Origin of the sequence: Vibrio sp. 1751, assembly GCF_033339895.1 — a bacterium.
Classification (GTDB): domain Bacteria; phylum Pseudomonadota; class Gammaproteobacteria; order Enterobacterales; family Vibrionaceae; genus Vibrio; species Vibrio alginolyticus.
Genome location: NZ_JAWOVM010000020.1, coordinates 38,429 through 58,160, shown reverse-complemented (window position 1 = coordinate 58,160; position 19,732 = coordinate 38,429). Strand labels below are relative to the sequence as shown.

16 protein-coding genes are annotated in these 19,732 nt (G+C 43.8%); 6 read left to right on the top strand and 10 right to left on the bottom strand.

Annotated elements, in window-relative coordinates; all coding sequences use genetic code 11:
* Positions 1 to 44 precede the first annotated feature (44 nt).
* A complete protein-coding gene (locus R7041_RS09490; protein WP_064368645.1) occupies positions 45 to 494 on the bottom strand; it encodes a low molecular weight protein-tyrosine-phosphatase in 450 nt (149 codons plus the stop codon).
* A gap of 117 nt (positions 495 to 611) precedes the next feature.
* Between R7041_RS09490 and cobO the strand changes: the two genes are divergently transcribed.
* Positions 612 to 1,217, top strand: coding sequence for a cob(I)yrinic acid a,c-diamide adenosyltransferase (gene cobO, locus R7041_RS09485; RefSeq protein WP_005380837.1), 606 nt, complete (start codon positions 612 to 614; stop codon positions 1,215 to 1,217).
* A 62-nt stretch (positions 1,218 to 1,279) separates the two neighbouring features.
* Here cobO and R7041_RS09480 read toward each other — a convergent pair whose 3' ends face one another.
* From R7041_RS09480 to apbC, 3 genes are all read right to left on the bottom strand, one after another.
* The gene (locus R7041_RS09480) at positions 1,280 to 3,367 is read right to left on the bottom strand and encodes an AsmA family protein (RefSeq protein ID WP_064368646.1); all 2,088 of its coding nucleotides are present in this window, start codon (positions 3,365 to 3,367) and stop codon (positions 1,280 to 1,282) included.
* A gap of 188 nt (positions 3,368 to 3,555) precedes the next feature.
* A complete protein-coding gene (gene udk, locus R7041_RS09475; protein WP_005380833.1) occupies positions 3,556 to 4,197 on the bottom strand; it encodes a uridine kinase in 642 nt (213 codons plus the stop codon).
* A gap of 180 nt (positions 4,198 to 4,377) precedes the next feature.
* Entirely contained in the window at positions 4,378 to 5,454 is a 1,077-nt protein-coding gene (apbC, locus tag R7041_RS09470; RefSeq protein ID WP_053349618.1) for an iron-sulfur cluster carrier protein ApbC, read from the bottom strand.
* A 162-nt stretch (positions 5,455 to 5,616) separates the two neighbouring features.
* Here apbC and metG point away from each other — a divergent pair, with 162 nt between their 5' ends.
* Complete coding sequence (metG, locus tag R7041_RS09465) at positions 5,617 to 7,692, top strand: methionine--tRNA ligase (protein ID WP_005387290.1); 2,076 nt, start codon at positions 5,617 to 5,619, stop codon at positions 7,690 to 7,692.
* A gap of 209 nt (positions 7,693 to 7,901) precedes the next feature.
* On the top strand, positions 7,902 to 8,711 hold the full coding sequence (locus tag R7041_RS09460) for a hypothetical protein (protein WP_064368647.1): 810 nt from the start codon (positions 7,902 to 7,904) through the stop codon (positions 8,709 to 8,711).
* A gap of 110 nt (positions 8,712 to 8,821) precedes the next feature.
* Here the strand turns inward: R7041_RS09460 and fadR are convergent, their stop codons facing one another.
* Positions 8,822 to 9,661, bottom strand: a complete 840-nt coding sequence (gene fadR / locus R7041_RS09455) for a fatty acid metabolism transcriptional regulator FadR (protein ID WP_005380824.1) — start codon at positions 9,659 to 9,661, stop codon at positions 8,822 to 8,824.
* Positions 9,662 to 10,300: 639 nt separating this feature from the next.
* Here fadR and nhaB point away from each other — a divergent pair.
* Together nhaB and dsbB are read left to right on the top strand one after the other, a co-directional pair.
* Positions 10,301 to 11,887, top strand: a complete 1,587-nt coding sequence (gene nhaB, locus R7041_RS09450) for a Na(+)/H(+) antiporter NhaB (protein WP_005380822.1) — start codon at positions 10,301 to 10,303, stop codon at positions 11,885 to 11,887.
* 83 nt (positions 11,888 to 11,970) lie between these two features.
* Positions 11,971 to 12,507: a disulfide bond formation protein DsbB gene (gene dsbB / locus R7041_RS09445; protein WP_017821379.1), complete on the top strand. Its 537-nt coding sequence runs from the start codon at positions 11,971 to 11,973 to the stop codon at positions 12,505 to 12,507.
* 79 nt (positions 12,508 to 12,586) lie between these two features.
* On the opposite strand, the gene R7041_RS09440 is transcribed toward dsbB, so the two are convergent.
* On the bottom strand, positions 12,587 to 13,204 hold the full coding sequence (locus tag R7041_RS09440; RefSeq protein ID WP_064354183.1) for a YecA family protein: 618 nt from the start codon (positions 13,202 to 13,204) through the stop codon (positions 12,587 to 12,589).
* Positions 13,205 to 13,374: 170 nt separating this feature from the next.
* Here R7041_RS09440 and dusC point away from each other — a divergent pair, with 170 nt between their 5' ends.
* Entirely contained in the window at positions 13,375 to 14,334 is a 960-nt protein-coding gene (gene dusC, locus R7041_RS09435) for a tRNA dihydrouridine(16) synthase DusC (RefSeq protein WP_054576222.1), read from the top strand.
* Positions 14,335 to 14,384: 50 nt separating this feature from the next.
* On the opposite strand, the gene R7041_RS09430 is transcribed toward dusC, so the two are convergent.
* The 4 genes from R7041_RS09430 to R7041_RS09415 form a co-directional block, all read right to left on the bottom strand.
* Positions 14,385 to 15,845 carry a sensor domain-containing diguanylate cyclase gene (locus R7041_RS09430; protein ID WP_005387278.1) on the bottom strand — a complete coding sequence of 487 codons (1,461 nt, stop codon included), beginning with the start codon at positions 15,843 to 15,845 and terminating at the stop codon, positions 14,385 to 14,387.
* Positions 15,846 to 16,019: 174 nt separating this feature from the next.
* The gene (gene malZ, locus R7041_RS09425) at positions 16,020 to 17,846 is read right to left on the bottom strand and encodes a maltodextrin glucosidase (protein WP_206949254.1); all 1,827 of its coding nucleotides are present in this window, start codon (positions 17,844 to 17,846) and stop codon (positions 16,020 to 16,022) included.
* A gap of 141 nt (positions 17,847 to 17,987) precedes the next feature.
* Entirely contained in the window at positions 17,988 to 18,782 is a 795-nt protein-coding gene (locus R7041_RS09420) for an ABC transporter ATP-binding protein (protein ID WP_005387275.1), read from the bottom strand.
* Entirely contained in the window at positions 18,779 to 19,714 is a 936-nt protein-coding gene (locus R7041_RS09415) for an ABC transporter permease (protein WP_206949255.1), read from the bottom strand. The genes R7041_RS09420 and R7041_RS09415 overlap by 4 nt, the downstream gene beginning before the upstream one ends.
* Between the last annotated feature and the right edge of the window lie 18 nt (positions 19,715 to 19,732).

Genomic DNA, 19,732 nt, shown 5'->3' with positions numbered 1-19,732 from the left:
TGAGCTGAGCTCATCCCTTTTTCTATTGTCTTCAAGCACGGCGATTATAGCTTCTTCAAAATTGCGTCTGATGCCTCTTCGATTAAATCAAGCACCAGTTCAAAGCCATCTTCCCCACCATAATATGGGTCAGGGACTTCGTCGTAACCTGACCCAGAATGACTTAAAAATAACGATACTTTGTGTCGATACTTCAACGGACAGATATCCAATAAATCGGCCAAATTTGCTTTATCTGCGGCTAATATAAGGTCAAACTTTTCAAAGTCATCAATGGTGACTTGGCGCGCTTGCATTCCTTTAAAAGAATAACCTCGCTGCTTTCCTGCTGCCATCGCTCTTGAATCCGGTCGGTTTCCTGCGTGGTAGCCAATTGTACCTGCCGAATCAACCTCTACTTCAACGCCTAGCTTTTGAGCTTTCGCTCTTAACACTGCCTCTCCAGTTGGTGACCGACAAATGTTTCCCATACAAACAACAAGTATTTTCTTCATTTTATTCCCTGAATTATCGGTGGTTTTTCTTCACGATATGTTGATCTATCATAGCGAGATAAATCAATGAACCCAAATTAGCTTGGGCACAGCACGAAAAGGAATTGAGGAAGTATTATGTCTATCGAAGAAAATAAAGAAGCACGCCATAAAGCTCGCCAACAAAAAGTCAAAGAACAGGTAGACGCAAAAATCGCTGCTGCTCAAGAGGAAAAAGGTCTGCTACTGATCATTACCGGAAATGGTAAAGGTAAATCGACATCAGGATTCGGTACGATCGCACGCGCAGTGGGTCATGGTTTGAATTGTGCTGTCGCGCAGTTTATTAAAGGTACTTGGGACAACGGTGAGCGCAACCTACTTGAGAAACTCGGCGTTGAATTCCAAGTAATGGCAACCGGCTTTACGTGGGAAACTCAAAACAAAGCCGCTGATACCGAAGCAGCGCAAGGCGTATGGCAAGAATGTAAGCGCATGCTGCAAGACGACTCTATCGATGTCATCTTGTTTGACGAGCTAACTTATATGGTGAGCTACGGCTACATCGACTTAGACGAAGTGGTCGAAGCGCTGAGCAACCGACCTAAAATGCAGTCGGTTATTATTACTGGGCGTGGCGCACATCGAACCCTGATTGAAATGGCCGATACCGTTTCTGAAGTGAAAAATGTAAAGCACGCATTTGAATCTGGCGTAAAAGCCCTCAAAGGCGTCGATTGGTAACACTCACAGAGTAATTTAAAAAGGGTTGGCAAAATGCCAACCCTTTTGGTTTTCACGCACGGTTAGTTGAAAAGATTCTTCAATAAACCATCGACCGCATCTTTGGTTTTCTCGTCTTTGATTTTGTCCGTTAGCTTCTCTACGCCACGATCGATTTCTTTCTGAGCTTTCTGCTTCAGAACATCATCGAATACGAGCTTGAATTTAGGATCTGCCCACTTACCAGACACATTGATTGGAATCGTGATGTCTTTCAGCTCATCTATATCTTTACCGCCCTGGCCTTCTAAGCTGCCTACAACTGACGTGCTGATAGTAAAGTCGACTGTTTCATTGATGTAGTTTGCGGTACCTTTACCGCGAACACGTAACAATGGAGACTGAGCTTGCATATTATCCGTTGATACAACACCTTTGTTGAGTTTCAATGTCGCCGTCATCGCACTGAAGTCTGTTTTCTTAGCTTCATTGGTGCCTTCAACTTTTTGCCCTTTAAATTTCGCATAGTTTTCACGAATCAACTGAGCAACGTTGATGCCATTCACCGCACCGTCAGCAAAATTGATAACAACCGTACCAGATAGATTCTTCTTGATACCGGTAGGCGTGAGACTCTTACCTGTAACATTCACATCAATGTTACCTGTCCCTTCAAGTTTGTCGTTTTCAGCAACGTCTATAAGTAGCGGTTGAACTTTCACGCCTTTGATTGACTTTTTAACACTGTAAGTCGCTGGTGATTGGCGTGCATCTAACTTCGCTGTCGCTGAGATTGAGCCTTGGTACAACTTCGAACTAAAAGATGTAAGCTCAAACACGCCACGATTTACAGTGAAGCTCGTTTTTACCGCTTCCATCTTCGCATTTGCCGCTTTGAATTTGTCGATGGTAATGTCACCCTTTACATCTAACGTTTTCAACGCAGACAAATCAGGCTCAACCTCAGGTCCGGCAGGAGCACTCTCGCCACCAGAAGCAGGCTTATTACCTTCGGCAGCTTGCTTATCTAACCCTAAGAACTCATCAAGATCGATATTGGGGCTATGGAGAGCAAAGCGTACTTTAGGAATATCACCGAGTGTCACATCTGCCTTACCATCTAGGGCGATAGCATTCGCTGTTAACTTCTCTAGAACAAAACTCAGATGGTTTTTCGTTAGGTCGAAAGACAGATCAGACACCATGTCGACTTTCATCGGGGACTGAGGTAAGGCATCACCCTCAAAAGTCGATTTAAGAGTTAACTTATCCAACTGTACTTTGCTGATAGCCTTGTCCACGCTAAGTTGACCAGCACCCTGCATATCTAACTTCATACCACCAGCGTCACCCTTAATGGCATAAGTCAGGTTATTTACTTTATCGAATTCAAACGTGTCTAAACCGATCGTTGCCGATTCAATTTTATTGGCAGGGTCAGAGTATGTCGCATCAAAGTTGATGTTCTTTAGCGCGTAGTTTGCCAAACCTTTTTCTAGCTTAAAGTCTGCCTGACCTTTCGCGGTGAACTTTTGGTCGTTCATTTCGCCCTTCACGCCAAAATCAGCCGTTGTCCAGTTGTCAAAAGCGAATTCGGAAAGGTTTAATGAAATATCATAAAGTTTGGTGTAACTACCGGCTTGCTTATCCTGCATTTCTAATGAACCGTTAGAAACCGTAACGCCAGCAAGATTAATACTCCACTCAGAACCAGAAGTTTGCGTTTCACCATTTTGCGTAGGCGCAGCATTGCTCTCTTGTTCTGCTTGTTGTGTTTGGGCTTTCGTCAATGCATCAATATTCTTGCTGCCATCTTTCTTGGTTTCAATGTAGAACTCAGCACCATCAAGCGTGACGTTTCCAATTTCAAGCTGTTGACTAAAAAGTGGCATAACAGAGATGTCTACACCAACGGTATCAACTTTGAATAAATTGGGTTTACTAAAGCCTTGTGGGTTTCGCAATTCTGTATGTCCCAACTCAAAGCCAATCGATGGGAAAAATTGCCAACTGATATCCCCTTCAATCACCAACTCTAATCCCGTTTGCTTTTGTGCTTGCTCAACAATAAGGGGTTTAAACTGATTCGGATTGACGAAGATGGTTAACGCTAAAATTGCGACCAAAATGACCACAATCGGTATTGCTAGAATTAAGAGCAGTTTCTTCATTTGTTTTTCCTTGCTCGAGTGTTTTTACAATTATAAGCGCAGACTCCATTTACCGCTGACAGTTCCACAAAAGCGTGAAAAGTGTCTGGTTTTAACCTGCAACTGACTAATTTAAAAACAAAAAAAGAAGTGGCACTTAAGGTGCCACTTCTTCTCCTAAAAATAAAGCGATATAGCCGTCTATAGGCTTAAGCTTTCAAAAGTCTTGCAATGTGAGCTTTTAATACATCAATTGCGATACGGTTTTTACCACCGCGAGGAACAATAATGTCCGCATATTGCTTAGAAGGTTCGATAAACTGCATGAACATCGGACGTACTGTTTGTTGGTATTGCTTAAGAACAGACTCCATAGTTCGGCCTCGTTCTTCCACATCACGCTTAACACGGCGAAGCAAGCAAATATCTAACGGTGTGTCCATAAATACTGTCGCATGCATCAAATCACGAAGACGAGGGTCTGTAAGAAGAAGGATACCTTCTAGAATGATCACCTTTTTAGGTGTCATTGTGGTGGTGTTAATTGTTCTTGTGTGCTCAGTGTAGCTGTACTCAGGCACTTCTACTGCTTCACCACGTACCAGTTTTTCTAGGTGCTCACACAGTAGGTCGTGGTCCAACGCACTCGGGTGATCGTAGTTCGTCTTTACTCGCTCTTCCATGCTTAGGTGGCTTTGGTCGTTGTAGTAGCAATCTTCCGTGATGACACCGATTTGATGATCGCCTACTTTCGCGCGAAGCTCATTATAAATAGTGCTCGCGATCAGACTTTTTCCAGAAGCAGAAGCGCCAGCAATACCTACGATGACGCATTGATTATTATCAGACATTAGTTTGCACCCGATGATGATTTCTAGTCACATAAAAAGATAAACTGTCTGATTATAGGGAGTTCACCCCATAGTTACTAGTTGGAATTAGGGTTTAGTCATAAGTTTCTGCCTGCTCAGAGGATTAACCTCCGAGCAAACGTTAAAATGTGCAATTATCAACCAACAGGCATAGTAAACTTAGTTCACCATTGTAAAGCTAATCGCATCTGGTTTTGCTTTGCCTTGCCAAAACATCGTGCTACATACGCGATCGGCAAGTTGCTTATAATACCCTGCATGCTCACTTTCTGGGCGTCTTGCTACCGTTGGCACGCCAGCGTCAATATCTTCTCGCATAGAGATATGAAGCGGAATTTGTCCTAACAATGCTAAGCCAAATTCTTGCGACATTTTTTCAGCTCCGCCCATACCAAAAATATGCTCTTTCGCGCCACATTGACTACAAATGTGATAACTCATGTTTTCCACAACACCAATAACCGGGACATGGACTTTGTTAAACATTGCCGCTCCCTTCCTTGCATCGGCAAGGGCTAAATCTTGCGGTGTTGTGACTAGCACGCTACCTGTTACCGGAATTTGTTGTGACAGAGTCAATTGAATATCCCCCGTACCTGGCGGCATATCAATCACCAAATAATCCAAATCTGGCCAATCTGTTTCAGTTAATAACTGCGACAACGCTTTTGAAGCCATTGGACCGCGCCATATCGCCGCTTCTGATTTATCCACCAAATAACCGATAGAATGAGTATAGATGCCGTGAGCAAAAATGGGTTCCATCCACTTGCCATCACGAACTTCTGGTTTAGAATCTTCTTGCCCCAACATCATAGGTACAGACGGACCATAGATATCTGCATCCAACAATCCCACTTTCGCCCCAGATTGAGCAATCGCCAACGCTAAGTTAACTGCGGTAGTAGATTTACCAACGCCACCTTTCGCAGAACTGACGGCAACGATGTTCTTAACACCCTTAACCGAGTTAGCCACTTGAGTTTCTAAAGCTTTAACTCCAAGGCGAATATTAAATGGGAATTCAGCCACTTTACCCGAGGCTTGCTGCTGTTTGATCCAGTCATGCAGTACGGTTTGAAGCTCATTACTTGCGAATGGCAACGTTATATCAATAGAACCCTGTGTCGTAATCGAAATTGCGCCATGAATATCTGCCCAGTTTTCCACCAACTGTGGATGTTGGAATTGGTTAAACCAGTGACAAAAATCTTGTTTTGAAGTGAACTGATGCATAAGCCCTCCTTTTAGATGTCATGCTACCACCGTCCAGGCTCAACCAGAACCCCAAAAAAACTAAGGCATTCCGCAGTTTGACACCTTGGAGTTAGTCAGTTCATGGGGTAGTATTATCCATCAAAATTTATTTATACCTATCAAGAAAAGCGAATATTAAGTATGGCAAACGATCCAAAAAACTTTCCGTCAAGGAAAATGCTGGTAACTTGTGCCCTTCCGTACGCTAACGGTTCGATCCACCTTGGTCATATGCTTGAGCATATCCAAGCGGACATTTGGGTTCGTTACCAACGCCTACGCGGCAACACTGTAAACTTCATCTGTGCTGACGATGCTCACGGCACGCCAATCATGCTTAAAGCGCAACAGATGGGTATTACTCCTGAAGAAATGATTGCCGCAGTTAGCGAAGAGCACCAAAAAGACTTCGCTGGATTTGATATCAGCTTTGATAACTACCACAGCACACACTCAGATGAGAACCGTGAGCTAGCGTCACACATTTATCTTGAGTTGAAGAAAAATGGCTTTATCTCTAGCCGCACTATCTCTCAGCTGTTCGATCCAGAAAAAGAGATGTTCTTACCGGACCGTTTCGTAAAAGGTACCTGTCCAAAATGTAAGTCTGAAGACCAGTACGGTGACAACTGTGACAACTGTGGTGAGACTTACAGCCCAACAGAACTGATCAATCCTAAATCTGCGGTTTCTGGTGCGACGCCAGTAATGAAAGATTCAGAGCACTTCTTCTTCGACCTGCCTCAGTTTGAAAGCATGCTAAAAGAGTGGACTCGCTCTGGCTCGCTACAAGCTGAAACAGCGAACAAAATGCAAGAATGGTTCGAGTCTGGTTTGCAGCAATGGGATATCTCACGTGATGCACCATACTTTGGCTTCGAGATCCCTGGTGAGAAGAACAAATTCTTCTACGTATGGCTAGACGCGCCTATCGGCTACATGGGTTCTTTCAAAAATCTATGTGACAAGCGCGACGACCTAGATTTCGACGAGTATTGGAAAAAAGACAGCTCAGCAGAGCTGTACCACTTCATCGGTAAAGACATCGTTTACTTCCACAGCCTATTTTGGCCAGCAATGCTAGAAGGTTCTGGCTTCCGCAAGCCTAACAACGTATTCGTACACGGTTACGTAACCGTAAACGGCGCGAAAATGTCGAAGTCTAAAGGTACGTTCGTAAAAGCAAGCACTTACCTAGAGCACCTAGACCCTGAGTGTCTACGTTACTACTACGCTGCGAAGCTAAACAGCCGTATCGACGATCTAGATCTTAACCTTGAAGACTTCACTCAGCGCGTAAACGCTGACGTTGTTAACAAGATCGTTAACCTGGCATCTCGTAACGCAGGTTTCATCGCGAAACGTTTTGAAGGCAAACTGTCTGACAACTTTGCAGAGCCTGAACTTTACAACGAATTTGTTGCTGCTGCTGACCGTATCGCTGAGCTTTACGAAACGCGTGAGTTTGGTCGTGCAATCCGTGAAATCACGGCATTGGCAGACAAAGCTAACCAATACGTTGATGAAAAAGCACCGTGGGTTGTAGCAAAAGAAGAAGGCAAAGATCAGGAACTACAAGACATCTGTTCTGTCGGTATCAACCTGTTCCGCGTACTGATGACTTACCTGAAACCAGTAATGCCATCGCTAGCTGCGCGTACTGAAGCGTTCCTAAACCAAGAGCTAACTTGGGAAAACATCGCTGCTCCACTAACAGGCCACGAGATCACTAAGTTCAAAGCACTGTTCAACCGTATCGATCCGAAGAATGTTGAAGCGATGATCGAAGCGTCTAAAGAAGATGCGGCGGCAGAAATGGCGGCGAAAGAGAAAGCTGAAGCGGAAAAGAACAAGGCTAGCCAAACCGAGCTAGACAAAGAACCAATCGCTGAAGAGATTGAGTTCGATGCTTTTGCTGCAGTAGATATGCGTATCGCTCGTATCATCTCTTGTGAAGAAGTACCAAAAGCCAACAAACTGCTTAAGTTCCAATTGGACATCGGTGGTGAAACTCGTCAGGTATTCTCTGGCATCAAGTCAGCTTACAAACCTGAAGAGCTAGAAGGCAAGCTAACGGTAATGGTAGCAAACCTAAAACCTCGTAAGATGAAGTTTGGTATGTCTGAAGGTATGATCCTAGCGGCAGGCCCTGGTGGTAGTGACCTGTGGATCCTTGAGCCACACGAAGGCGCTCAACCTGGCATGCGCGTAATGTAAGTTGTAGCTTTACAATCAAATTTAAAAAGTCCTCGCCAGTTCAGCGGGGACTTTTTTGACTGAATTCACACTTTTGGGGAATTTGTGCACCAAACTTGTACAGCACCTCTCCCATCACAATCCTAAATTACTGTTTTAATAGAATTTAATTAGTGGCATCAAAACTGCAATCTTCCTTGTTAGGTCCAAACACTAACAAGGAGTTGGTTATGTTTGTTTTGATTTCCACACTATTGTCCATCGCTATTTTAGCCGGAATATATCACTTGTCTTCTAAACGAGAGCAGCAACATGCGCGCAAATATCAGCTGTTAACATTGTTGCGGGATGTTGTTCACCTTCTGAGACACCACCGAGCTGCTACTCACTACTCGCTTCAATTCCAACAAAACGATCAACAAAAATTGGACGCTCTTCATGATGCTCTGACTAACAAGCTGCATCTTCTAGTCGAAACATCACGGTTTGAAAACAAACCCATGTATCGCGTATTACAGATTAAAGTAGGGAAACTACTTGAACAATGGAATGACCATAGTGTTGCAAGAAACCAGATGGAGCATGGTAAGTTAATTCGTCATTGCTTGTTTTTGATGGATGAAGTAACCATCGCATGGCTAGCGGTTGAGCAAAGAGATGACTTGCATAATGAGTATCACATGAACTGGCAAAACATTATGGATAGCTTGGAGACCCTGACTCAGTTACGAATCAGCATTCAAGATTTAGGAGAGCAAGGCGGAAATGAACGTTTCAAAAATTATGCATCGGTCATGATGCGTAAGCTAAACCAACTAGCGGTTATCGCTCCACTTAGCATTACCTCTCCTGCTTCCACGCGCTCAATACAGACGCTAAATGAATACGTGACAGAGAGTCATGTCGACTTAACAGAAGCAGAGCTTTATGGCGTCACATCGGACTTGTCATTGACCATCTTCAATACTTACGACCATGTCCTTTCAGATGTCGTAGAGTCATTATATCTACCGTTACCCAGACTCTCGCTAGCAGGATAAACGTTCCATGCCTTATTATTGGTGCTTGGTCCGTCGCCGACTTATAAATAAAAACAAAAAAACCGCAGGCCTAAGGCACTGCGGTTTTCGTTTATCCAACTTGTCAGCGCTTAGCTGTCGTCTTCCGTGAAGTTCGTTGGTAATTGCTTTTTCATTTCGTTCCAGATCAACGCACTTTCCATACCATAATGACGAATCACTACTGGTAGTTGTTCACGCTGGCCACTTTCACAAGTTTCGAGCAATTGATGGTAAAACTTCAGAGCTAGCTCACGAGAAGCTGGATTTGAGAAGTAGTAGCTACCGACACGATCGTAGAGCTTCTTCAAACCATTAAAGATCAAACCGTAAATTTGATTTCCTGAATGGAATGCTAGGCGCTGGAAAAGCATATAATCGTAAAAGTTGAACGTTTTAGCAATCAAGATTTCTTGACGCTTCGCTTCATCTTTCTCGTTATCTTCTTTCACATTCTGCAGAACTTTTTCAGCATACGGCGAAGAAGCGATGAATTCGTCCCAGGAAGCCGCATTCATTAAAGCTTCACAAGATTCGATTACGTTCTTAATTGTACGCTCAGAGCTCTCTTTGTTCGCTTTAAATGCATAGCGCATAAAGATAGGACTGATGTTAGTACGTGCCGCAAGCAGATCTTCTACAATGTTTGTCGCATTATCAACGTCTAGCGTCATTAAAGTATCCAAAATATGCAGACCAGAGGTCTCCATAAATTGGTTAACTTTCGTAGGTTTGCCGTGCTGGATAGTCAGCCATCCATCACGGGCTAGTCGTTGAAGAACCTCTCTTAAAGTCGTTCGAGTAACACCAATCAGTTCGGACAGCTCGCGCTCAGCAGGTAAAATTGAGCCTGGAGGAAAACGGCCGTTCCAAATGCTCTCGATAATATATTTTTCTGCGAATCCCGCAGGGCTTTTCGCCTTTATGACCATTCTACTTTTTATCCAATATTGATTTCTGAGGGTCGATACTACTCATCATACCACTACTTAGCGGTTTGAGAAAATTTACGATCAATAGTGGAAACGACTCCATAACATAGAGTTAATACTCTATATGTTGTGTCAATTTAAGAGGCTCTAACATGCGAGCGAAAGCAGTAAAATATGAATTTTCATTTAATTAAACAGCTCACAAATCTCGGAGAAATAAAGACAACCGTGTCACATTTTTATATTCAAAATATGAAAAATTACTTTGTATATCACAGTTAATATTCTTTCTTAATTTGCCTTTTCTCGTCACTGACCGTCATTTAAAATCCAAGAGGATTTTTTTAAGACTTTCATGGTATAGTAACGCCGTTTTGATCGCGTTATTACATTTAAAAAGTCATTTTAGTCGGTAGCATCACGTTTTGTTATTGACTAATAAATGCCTGAGTGTAGAGTTTGCGGTCGAAAGTGAGCGGTGCTTGAGTTCAGGGGAAGTAACTTGGCAAGACTACAATAAACAAAGGATTGTTGTTTTACTAAGTTATTGTTTTTAAAGACTAGTTAATAAGTCTAACAAACAGATACTTAAGCACTATTGTAGTGTCTATTCATAATTTTGTTATAAAGAGAATTATCATGCCGATATCGCTCGGAAACGCTTTTATCAAGAACTTCCTTGGTAAAGCGCCTGATTGGTACAAAGTTGCCATTATAGCCTTCTTAATAATTAACCCGATTGTATTCTTCCTAATAAACCCATTTGTAGCTGGATGGTTGTTGGTCGCTGAATTTATTTTCACGCTAGCAATGGCATTAAAATGCTACCCATTACAACCTGGCGGTTTACTTGCTATTGAAGCCATTGCTATCGGCATGACTAGCCCTGCGCAAGTTAAGCACGAATTAGTAGCAAATATCGAAGTACTGCTACTTCTGGTATTTATGGTTGCGGGCATCTACTTCATGAAGCAGCTATTGCTGTTCATTTTTACCAAAATTTTACTTGGCATTCGCTCTAAAACCCTACTATCACTCGCGTTCTGCTTTGCTGCGGCATTTTTGTCTGCATTTTTGGATGCCTTGACGGTTATCGCCGTTGTTATCAGCGTGGCGATCGGCTTTTACTCTATCTATCACAAAGTAGCGTCTGGTAACCCTATCGGTGACCATGACCATACACAAGATGACACGATCACTGAACTAACGCGTGATGACTTAGAAAACTATCGTGCCTTTTTGCGCTCTTTGTTGATGCATGCTGGTGTAGGTACTGCCTTAGGTGGCGTAACCACGATGGTTGGTGAACCTCAAAACTTAATTATTGCAGACCAAGCGGGTTGGTTATTTGGTGAATTCCTAATCCGTATGTCTCCAGTGACACTACCTGTATTTTTCTGTGGTCTCATCACTTGTGCTTTAGTTGAAAAGCTTAAAGTGTTTGGCTACGGCGCGAAGCTTCCTAATAACGTTCGTCAGATCCTCGTCGATTTTGACCGTGAAGAGCGTAAAACGCGAACAAATCAAGATGTCGCAAAACTCTGGGTTCAAGGTCTTATTGCGGTTTGGTTGATCGTTGCACTCGCTTTGCACTTAGCTGCTGTCGGCTTAATTGGCCTTTCTGTGATCATTTTAGCGACCGCATTTACTGGTGTCATTGAAGAGCACTCCATGGGGAAAGCGTTTGAAGAGGCCCTGCCCTTCACTGCACTGCTTGCAGTATTTTTCTCGATCGTTGCTGTAATCATTGACCAAGAGCTGTTTAAACCAGTCATCGATGCGGTGCTTGCCGTTGAAGATAAAGGTACTCAGCTAGCTCTGTTCTATGTGGCGAATGGCTTATTATCTATGGTGTCGGATAACGTGTTCGTTGGTACGGTTTACATCAATGAAGTAAAAACTGCACTCATTGAGGGCCTCATTACTCGTGATCAGTTCGACTTACTGGCGGTGGCAATCAATACTGGTACTAACCTGCCTTCTGTTGCAACGCCAAACGGTCAAGCGGCATTCCTATTCTTACTCACATCGGCTCTCGCTCCATTAATTCGTCTGTCTTACGGTCGAATGGTTATCATGGCGCTGCCTTACACCGTCGTTCTTGCGATTGTCGGTCTGATGGGAATCATGTTCTTCCTAGAGCCTGCAACAGCTTCTTTCTACGAAGCTGGTTGGATTTTACCTCATAGTGGTGATCTGACTCCCGTAGTATCCGGTGGTCACTAAAATTTGAGTTGATTAGGAAACTTATCCACGATAAAAAGCTCTGAGTATTCAGAGCTTTTTCTATTTCAGACAGGAACAAAAACGTGACTATTTTAAATTCACTTAACCAGTTTTCAAAGGGACGTTTATCGTGGCTACTGCTTCTGCTATTTGTCGTTTTCTTTGAAGCATGTGCCCTCTATTTTCAGCACGTCATGATGCTTGCACCATGTGTCATGTGTATTTATGAAAGAGTCGCGATGATGGGAGTGGGCGTCGCTGCAATGGTTGGTATATTGGCACCCAAGAACCCAATTTTCCGCTGGCTAGGTTTGATAGGCTGGGGATTAAGTGCTTACAAGGGTTTGTTACTTGCGATGCAGCACGTTGACTACCAGTTTAATCCATCACCATTCGCGACTTGCGATTTATTCGTCACATTCCCTAGCTGGGCTCCGCTCAATCAGTGGGTTCCTTGGATGTTTGAAGCATATGGTGATTGCTCTAAGGTTGTATGGCAGTTCCTTGATTTATCAATGCCACAATGGTTAGTCGTAATTTTTGCAGGCAATTTAATCGCTTTGGCATTAATTGTAATTGCACAATTCTTCCCTGCAAAACGCGTTAATCCAATTCGTTAATCCTACTGACGCGTAAAAATTAACAAAAAGCCGACCATCTGGTCGGCTTTTTGTTAAGTGGATAGCGCGGCGATTCGATTTAGCCGCGTGATTGACCACAGCACTGCTTGAATTTTTTTCCGCTCTCACAAGGACAGGGATCATTGCGCCCGATACCTTTGAATGGGTTTAGGCTTTGAGCTTTATTGCCTACCATCAACTCATCCGCGCCCAGCGCGACTTCACCGACCATTAAATCAAGCTGGTCGACTAAATCTGTCAGGGCCGGTGGCGTTTCAATACCTGCGTCGCGCATCTGTTGCTGCGTTGCTGGCTCATCGATAGCCAGCATCAAAGTGGTCAGTAATGCTTGCAGCATACGCTGTAATCCATCATTGAGCTCAACGTCTTGCCACTGTTCTTCAATCATTGACCAAACAGACATAAAGCCTTCGGCAAAATCAGCAAGTTGTTCAGGTTCTTTGCCTGTTAGCTCTAGCACGGAATATTCGTTTCGTTGAATTCGGTTATGCTGCTTGTGAATTTGCTCTTCCACAGCTGGTTGAATCGCTTTGAATCCCTCACCTAATAGCGGCTCTAACCACTTTTCAGGAGCGAGTGGTTTTGTCGTCAGATTCGCAGCTAACACTGCGCCTTCGATAAATAGGCAAGATTCATCGACGTGAACTTCACCTTTTTCAATCAATGTGTATTGCATGACATCTGGTTTCCCATAAATTTGGCGGCATTATACCTCAGAGCTCAAAAGCAAGTAACCTAACGTTGTGTGTTTGACTGCACTGGGCGCTTCGACTCTTTTAATGACAAACTTAACTTACATCGCTACAATCGCCCTCCTTTTTACCACCAAACTGTATTAGGCAAGCTATGCGAGTTGTACTAGGCCCAATGGAAGGCGTTTTAGATCATTTGATGCGCCAAATCCTGACCGAGATAAACGACTATGACCTGTGTGTTACGGAGTTTGTTCGCGTAATCGACCAGCTATTACCCGATCATGTATTTCACCGTTTATGCCCGGAGCTGTTGCAAGGTTCTCAGACTGCATCTGGTGTGCCAGTACATGTGCAATTGTTGGGACAAGAACCAAACTGGATGGCTGAGAACGCAATTAAAGCGGCAAATCTCGGCGCCAGAGGTATTGATATAAACTTTGGTTGCCCAGCCAAAATGGTCAACAAAAGTAAAGGTGGTGCAGCGCTACTCCAGCATCCAGAGCTCATTCACCGTGTTGTGAAAGCTTGTCGAGAAGCCGTTCCAGAAGCCATTCCCGTAACTGCAAAAATTCGTCTTGGCTGGGAGAACCCTGAAGATTGCTTTGAAATTGTCGATGCCATTCAGTCTGCTGGCGCAAATGAATTGACCGTACACGCACGTACTAAACAAGGTGGTTATAAAGCTTCTGAGATAAAATGGGATTACATCAACCAAATTCGCGAACGTTTCGATATCCCACTGATAGCGAATGGTGAAATTTGGAATTATGAAGACGGTCAACGTTGCATTGAAACGACTGGCGCTAACTCTTTGATGGTGTGCCGAGGCGCTTTCAACATCCCTAACTTAGGCAATATGGTAAAACATAACCACCAGCCAATGTCATGGCCCGAGGTGGTTGAGTTGCTCATCTACTACTCCAAGTTTGAGATGAAAGGCGATAAAGGCTTGTATTACCCAAACCGCGTAAAACAATGGTTCTCTTACTTACGTCAGGCTTATCCTGAAGCAAAAGACCTATTTAGAGAAATCAGAACGTTCAACAAAGCCGCACCAATTGTTGAGCATATTCAACGCTACCGCGATGACTTAAACTCTCAGGTTGCATAACTCCCGAACACAAAAAGGACGAATATCTCGTCCTTTTTAGTACCTAAATCCTAGTAACAGATCTTATTTTTGCCTGTACTTTTGGCTTGATATAACTTTTCATCCGCCGCTTTAAACAATTCATCAAAGTTTTCTACTCGGCTCTCTTTACTAAACACCACACCGCCAGAGATCGTAAAGCCTTCTTTCGTTACGCGTATCGAGCGCTCATCTATGGCTTTTTTTACTCTGTCTAAAATGAGTTTAATGCCTTCTGAATCTTCGTCATAAATCGCTAAAACGAATTCTTCGCCACCAAACCTTGAGGCAACATCGGTATGGCGAATATTTTCACGTATACATTTTGCAACAAGCTGAATTGCAGAATCACCGACATCATGACCATAGGTGTCGTTGATCTTCTTGAAGTTATCAATATCGAACACTGCCAAAGCAACCTGTTTTTTTGTCATCTTATTACGCCACACGGTTTGCATACCTCGACGATTCAATAAGCTGGTCATTGGGTCTCTTGCTGCCAGTTCTTTAAAGTAACGTCGCTCGCTATGCATATTCACATAGAACAAGACGACGGTACTCAGCACGTAAATAAATAGTGCGACAATAAGGCTGTATTTTTCAAAAACCGCTAGGTTCTTAGCTTCATCCCAAAGGTTGTACTCGTAGTACATGCTGTGATTCGCACTCAATCGCTCTAATTCGACTGGTTTGATTCGTGTACTGTTTGAAGGAATGGATTGTAAATTGGAAACCAAATGAAACTGACCTACAAGACCTAGCGACGAAGCCATAAGCGTATTGATGTCAAAATCAATAGACAAAACACCTTGGTGTTCTCCTTTCTCATAGACGGGTACCGTCATACTAATGACTTGACCTTCCATCGAGTCCAACACAGGCCCTGGTCCAGCCAAGGTAATGTTCACTTTATCTTGCGCGGTTTTTTGCCAAAAAGGTCGGGCTTTTAGCGTTGACAAAAGCTCTCTAGTGAAATTTTTTGCGTAGGTATCGGGTGAGGAGATAACGTAACCGCGCTTGTCAATGTAATGGATTCCAACAATGTGCGATTCAATATCGTGCAGAAATGACAATGACGGCGCAAAACCCGCCTTTTGTTCAGCTAACTGGTTAATCGTTGAACCTTGCTGACATAAGCTTTCGTCCCCTACGATCATATAATCAAGGTCAACCGCAGGTAACCCTTCACTATAAACACTTTCGAGTAACAACACATCTATAGGCCAAAGATAACAAAGCCCTTCTTTGACTAAAGAATTATGTTCTTCAAACAGTGGGTTAGCGTAATTGGTATAGTTGGTGAAGCTGTAATCTAAAGCCGTGAGTACTTTAATACCGCGAGACATTGCACGCTCGATACGCGAATACTCAGAATCGATATAGCGGTTAACCGCATCATAGTAATTTTTCGTTGTCACGAGTAAAACCACTACAAATAACGCCAGAGGAAAAAAGATGACAAATGAGAGGCTAAATCGCCTTTGGTTTACCATTGAGTACCATGCATATGAAAGGTCAATAGTCTCTTATGACTGCTATTAAATTGATACTCGTTATCTGGTGACGCATGCAATGCAGCACCAGATAACAAGAGACCAAACAAATGTGTGCGCGCTGTTTGAGACCGTTTATATATTAAAGGAGTTTAATCAATATAGAGTGTGGTGTCACTTTAGTCGCCATAATTTGCAGCTCTGTGCCGACATATTGACAGAGATATGACCTTTATAATCAACCTGTTCTGTGTCATCTAACAACGATATAACTTGGCTAACCTCCAAGCCCAGTTGCCACATAGGTAAATCGATTGAACATTCATTACCACTGAGATTAATCATAACAACGACTGCTTCACAACCTAGTACACGTGCGTACGCCAACTGGTTGTTAGTGCAATGCAGCCATTGAATACAGCCCGACTGTAAAGGCTTACATTGTTTACGTATCTTGATCCATTGTTGGTAAAACGATAGCCATTGTGAACTTTCGATTTCATTCCAAGGAAAACAGCGACGATTATCCGGGTCTAGACCTCCTTCTAGACCGACTTCACTCCCGTAGTAAAGACAAGGCGTGCCAACGTAAGTCATAAGCATTGCTAGCGCGATGTTCATTTTACGCTTATCACCATCAACCAGTGTGATAAACCGAGCAGTATCGTGACTATCGAGTTGATTTAGCTGCGATAGCTGATTAGAAAATGGGATTTTTGCTCTGGCTTCGTCCAACCATGCTTTAAACTCCAAACCATCAATGTTGATTGGATCGTACATAATGTCTTGTCGTGCGATAAAAGCTCGAACTGGATGAGCAAAACCGTAGTAGTTCATCGCCCCATCCTCTTGATCACCTTGCAACCACTGCGTTGCTTCAAAAAAGTGCTCACCTAACACATAAGCATTCGGATTTACTGACTTAGTCGCATTACGAAACGCTGCCACATAATGAGCATTGTTTTTCGCGCCGTCTCCTTCGCCAAGCATATGGATTACATCAAACCGCCAGCCATCAACCAAGTACGGTGGCTTCAGCCAATACTTGATGACAGACTCTTCACTTTGGTAGATGTAGTCGCGCACCTGTTCATTTTCAAAGTTCAGAACCGGTAAGTTACCAATGCCTTTCCAACCAATGTAGTGATTGGTTTCGCCTTCGAAAAAGTAGTAATCACGGAACTTTGACTGCGGATTGCCATACGCTCCTTCTCCTTTTTGTTCTATATCAAACCAAGGATGATGCACTGATGTGTGGTTAAACACCGCGTCTAAGACAATCTTCATATTCTTACCACGGATTTTCTCACACAGTTCAGCAAACTGATCATTGGTGCCGAACATAGGGTCAACAGTGAAGTAATCAGTGGTGTCGTATTTATGATTACTTGGTGAAGAAAAGATCGGATTGAAATAAAGCGCAGTAACGCCGAGCTGTTCAAGATAGTCCAACTTTTGTTCTACACCTTTGAGGTCGCCGCCAAAGAATTCACGTGCCCCGGTATTTTGGTGAGAGCCTACCGCGTCTCCCCACGGCTTGACGATCGATGCAGAATCATACTGAGCATAAGCGTGGCGAATATCAGACTCACTTTTACTAGCAGAAAAACGGTCAGGAAAGATTTGATAGAAAACTTGCTCTTGCACCCAGCTTGGTGGTTGATGGTTTACATTCAACTTAAAGTGGAACTCTTTGGGTGGAATACGCTTTTGTACGCCTCGTGCATCGAGCCAGTATTGTTGTCCGTCTTTGAGGAGCTTAAACACATAATGTGTGACATCTCGATCTTGATTTGGTCGAAACGATGCCTCCCATAGTAATAATTCACCAGCTTTTCCTACTTGAGCCATGTCGACCAGATATTCTTCATTGTCCGGCTCAATACGCACATAGACGGAATCAAAATCCAATGTCTCGGTTTTCAGTCTGACTGTAACTTGCTCGTCATTAAAAGCTAAACCATCAATAGTTTGACTATGAAAAATAAATGGCAGGTTCATTATGGGCACTCCTCGTCATCGGATATGCCACTATGTTATTGAAGAATTAGAGACAAGAAATCCTCCTTGCGAGTTGACATATCAGCCAATTTTCCCAAGGAGGATCACACTTAGTAGGCGTAGTGACTTGTCGGATACCGCTTAGTTCAACAAGAGACTGTCATCTGCCAGCTCTTCACCACGCACTTTGGAGAACATATCCAACAAGTCTGGTACTTGCATGTTAGCGCGCTGCTCTCCAGCCACATCAAGCACAATTTCACCTTGGTGAAGCATTACGGTCCTATCGCCACATGCTAATGCGTCTTTCATCGAATGCGTCACCATCATCACGGTTAAATCGAACTCATCGACAATACGTTTAGTTAAGTCGATAACAAACGCCGCCATACGAGGATCAAGCGCAGCCGTGTGTTCATCAAGCAACAACAACTTACTCTCCGATAACGTCGCCATCACAAGGCTAACGGCTTGTCGTTGTCCACCAGACAGCAACCCAATGCTATCGCCCAAGCGGTCTTCTAAACCAAGACCGAGGATGCTAATTCGCTCTTGGAACAGCTTGCGACGTTTGGTAGAGAGCGCCAACCCCCAGCTGCGTTTTTTACCACGCATGTGCGCTAGAGCCATGTTCTCTTCTATCGTCAGTTCACCACAAGTCCCGGCCAATGGATCTTGAAACACTCGGGCACATTGCGTCGCACGTTGGGCTACCGTCTGCTTGGTGACGTCTTTACCATCAATGATCACCTGACCACCTATCATCGGCGTCTCACCTGTCACCGCACCAAGCAACGTCGATTTTCCTGCGCCATTAGAACCAATCACGGTAAGAAATTGATGCTCTGGAACCTCTAAAGAGACGCCTTTCAATGCACGATTTTCCAAAATCGTCCCTGGGTTGAACGTGACCTGAATGTTATTTAGTTCGATCATAATGCCTCCCCAGAACCATTTTTTGATGCCGCTTGTTTAGCATCAGTAACGCGTTGTTTCGCTCTCATGCTCTGTTTTAGCTTTGGAGCAATAAGCGCCACAGCCACCAATACTGCGGTAACCAGGTTGAGGTCTGAAGCTTGTAAACCAAACATGCCAGAGCTCAAAGCGAAAGCCACTGCAAGACGATAAAGTACCGAACCGATGATGACCGCAAATACCGCAACCCAAATCTTGCGCCCGGGAACAAGGGTCTGCCCCAAAATCACAGCTGCCAAACCAACGACAATGGTGCCCACGCCAGAGGTCACATCCGCAAAGCTGTTCGTTTGTGCAAACAACGCGCCTGCGAATCCCACAAACCCGTTGGATAAAGCCAAGCCAAAGTAGGTATAAAAGCCAGTGCTCGCCCCTTGCGCAGAAACCATACGCGCATTCACACCCGTGGCTCGTAAACCAAGACCAAAGTCGCTGTTCAGCAGGCGAATGACAAAGAAAGCGGAAAGAAGAACTAAGACCCCAACAACCAGAGGGCGAATAAACATCGCATCGCCCAATGCTTCAAACGGAGTGAGAATCGTGTCCTCTCCAAGCAACGCCATATTAGGTTTGCCCATAATACGAATATTAATTGAAAATGCAGCGATCATGGTAAGAATGGAAGCTAACAGGTGTAAAATACCACACCGAACAGCCAGAAAAGCGGTTACCCACCCCGTCATACTACCAGCTATCATCGCCATTATTGTCGCAAGCCAAGGATTAATACCTGCGACAATCGCCGTTGCAGCCACCGCAGCTCCCATTGGAAAGCTGCCATCCACACTCAAATCGGGGAAGTCGAGAACACGGAACGTAAGATACACACCCAGAGCGACTAGGCCATAAATCAAGCCAATTTCGAGTGCACCAAAAAAAGCAAATGCAGACATAACTGCTCCTTTCTGCAT